2 protein-coding genes are annotated in these 3,413 nt (G+C 45.1%); both read right to left on the reverse strand.

The annotated features are described in order from the left end of the window. Positions 1 to 58 precede the first annotated feature (58 nt). Entirely contained in the window at positions 59 to 2,443 is a 2,385-nt protein-coding gene (locus JX312_RS10810) for a hypothetical protein (protein ID WP_204458001.1), read from the reverse strand. A 94-nt stretch (positions 2,444 to 2,537) separates the two neighbouring features. After that, the coding region (locus JX312_RS10815) for a T9SS type A sorting domain-containing protein (RefSeq protein WP_204458002.1) at positions 2,538 to 3,413 on the reverse strand (876 nt) is incomplete at its 5' end.

Here is a 3,413-nt window from a genome sequence, read left to right on the forward strand (position 1 = left end):
CCAGAAAATCGCGTAACCAACATGAATACAGAGTTTAACAATTTCGCATTAACAGATTTTAAGAGACGCCAGTGATATTATATATTGTATCCAATATGATATTGAAGGAGCCTGTGGCTCCTTCAATATCAGTTGAATTCAACTGAGTTCCGTCGATTGAATAAACATCTATCCGGTCAATCGCCGAAACAGCATTGACACTAACACAGTTTCCGGTTTTGGAAACATTCACTTTACCGGCATCATCCGCTACCGATTCTGTCACTCCGCTTCCAAAACCTGATTTCTCGAAACGATAAATCCTTACATCCTTCTTAGGAACATTGACCTTAAGCGAAGCCGGAGAAGCGGTCTCTCCGGTCCATAGTTCAGTAACATTGACAAAATCCGAGGCATTAACACCCAGACGGGCAAAATCGGGAGTCTTCTCAATAGCCGAATTACCGGATGTCCCATAATTGAACACAACATAATAGAATGCGTCTCCTGCATCAAGAACAAACTCGTTGTCAACAGAAATATCATCTTTCGACCAAAGAGAACCCTTCTCATGGAAAGTTCCTTCAACCGGACGGAACGTCTTGCCGACATTACCGAGTTTGATAAGATCCTTATTCTTGGCAAACTCAACCACTCGCGCACGTTCGGCATCATTACCCACAACCTTATAGTCCGTTCCGTTAAAGTTCTTGACATCACCTTCGTAAGCATATGTGCCACCCAAAAGGGTCATACCGGTCATCAGACCGCAGGAATAACGTATACGGGCTTCATTAATGTCATTGGAGCCTTTCCCATTGAAAGGAACCTTGGAAAGACACATATGGTCGGGATCATTGAATGCATAGCAACGGTCAAGCCACCATGAGCCGTTGATACAGTTAAGTGTATACATGGACTGAGGAAGATCTCCCCATGCATCACAACCGATACGGCGCACATGCGCTTTTGCGGGGAATACCGGAGCGATAGAGAAGTCAATCATCATGTCTCCCGCCGCCTCCACAATATAGTCCATTCCATAATTGTAAGCCTGCATACCGGTAGTTATGTTCGGATCATAGAAACTGTCGGCTTCCTGCGAACCATTGTTCATGAAGTCTATCTTTACAAACTCGAATCCGAGATTATTGAATTTATTGAGTGTCTTCTCAACCCATTCCCTCACTTTGGGGTGTGTAGGATCAAGAGAGAGGGCATTGATCATTCGGTAACGCCCGTTCACCTTAAGAGCCATCTCACCGAGTTTGCCACCCTCCCAAGTGTTGTTATTGACAGCATCCTGCTCGCTGCCCCAATATGAGAATGGTGTGGTATATATACCGGGCACCATATTGAGAGACTTACATTTATTTACATAATTTACAAGTTGCTGGTCATTAAGGGCGTTCCATCCTGAGTCAAGCACCATCAGCGTGCGTCCCTTCTCATTATAGAATCCTACGGGAAGAAGTTCCTTTTCATAGAAATCAAGAACACTCATTGCCGATGTGTAATTGAGACCGAATTCCATACCGCCCCATGACTGCCATCCGAAAAGCGCGTTGTCTTTTGTCCATTCAAGCTTGGGACATACAACAGTATTCGCCTCTCCATAAGTTTCCAGTCCGTTACGCCAGTCGTCGAAATATCCCACCATGAAACGGGGTGAAGAAACCTTGTCGCCTTTTACAATTCCATGACGTGTAGACGAAGCCTTGTCTTTGATAACATCCCATGTGCGTGAACTAATATAACCGGCTATTGCCGATACTTTACGCGTTTTGTTTGAAGATGTCGGAGTAACACTTACCGCCGACTGCCATACGGAGTGGTCAACCGAGCCGATTATGATTCCCTGACGGGTATTGACATTATATAATGCAGTAGCCTCACATGAGGTTATAGGTTGCCCTAAACTCCAATTGTGAGAGTTGAATGTAGCCCAGTTGTCGTTGGCGAAAGGCATGTCATAGATCCTGTTGCTTGAAGTGGGGAGAGGGAGCGTAGTTGATGTCTGGGACACAATAGGGCATATCTGATGCGCCGCGGCATTATCACCACTCAATGTTGCTTCCACCAAGAAATAGTCGAGATCCGGATAAACATAGATCTTCTGTTCAATCTGAGGCGTTGCCCCGGTATATGTGTAAGTATACACGATGCCGTTGCCGTATCCGTCGTTCACTGCCGCCTTATTCATAGACACCGAAGGATAATTGCGTGAATCCACCGGTGTGTCATCCGCAAGTATCGCCGTTGTGTAGGCACCGGATAAGACCAGCTTTCCTTTATGCTCAAACCGAGCGGTTTTATGTGACTCGTCAAACGTCACTTTAACATTTCCGTCAACAATATCGAGATTGCCGGCATACGCTGAACCTCCACATGAGGCAATCACTGCCGCCAAGGCAATGGCACCGCCCGTCCTGGCATTTAATATATGAGTCCTGATTGTTTTCATTGTCGTATATTGCAAATTTATAAGAACTTCTTATTTTCCCAAAATAAAGATACCTAAAACCTTTTTACCTTAACATTTCTTCCCCAATCGCTTATTATTTAACTACAATCTTGGTTACAGAGGAGGATGTCTTTACAACATATATTCCCGACTCCAGGTCAAGGCTTACGCTTTCACCGGATTTAAGACCGGATTTCATTACTGAAACTCCGGACACTGAGAAAATCTCCACTTCCATATCAGCAGATACGGTAAGTATGTTTCCATCAATAACAAAAGATGCATTCGCCTGCTCCATATCCTCAACACCGGCAGTAGACGCCATTGCAAATTGGCTTGTCGCTTTGCCTCCGTCAATGCTCTGAACACCCCATTCAGAAATCTTGTCCAAAGGAACATTGAGACAATACGAAGTGCCGGTAAGCGATGCGTCAACGTTAGCCTGCTTGAGCTTGCCGGAAACGGCATCAACAGGAACAAGTGTGATTATTTGACCATCCGTAAGCTTGGCATAAAAATTATAACGCAGGGCTTCTGCGGGAGTCTCCTTATCGCTGCCTGCCTCCCATGTGAAAATAGTGGCGTCACCCTCTGATTTTACACTCAATGCCACAGGAGCCGACGGCACAGTGTTTACACCACGAGACTGCATGGAGTTATAAATCTGAAAATGGGGACCATTGTCATTGTAACCCATCACGAGCATGTCGGGCACAAGGTTATTGTTAAAATCGCCCAATTCAACAATTGATCCGCCACGATGACCACCGATAGACGTGGAGTCAAGTGTAAAAGTGCCGTCTCCATTGTTATATGAAATGATTGTAATCGCCTTATCAGATTCTCCGGAATAGACAAAATCCACAAAGCCATCGCCATTAAGGTCACACCAATCTATACCCGACTTGCATATGCCTTGAAGTCCGGCTTCGATTTTGACAAAGTCCGTGCCGTTCACGTTTTTAAACAG

Source organism: Barnesiella sp. CU968 (genome assembly GCF_905219685.1).
In the GTDB taxonomy this organism is placed as follows: domain Bacteria; phylum Bacteroidota; class Bacteroidia; order Bacteroidales; family Muribaculaceae; genus Lepagella; species Lepagella muris_A.

Coding starts and splice junctions, on each gene's coding strand:
- JX312_RS10810 (WP_204458001.1), bottom strand. CDS start 2,443: ATGAAAACAATCAGGACTCATATATTAAATGCCAGGACGGGCGGTGCC.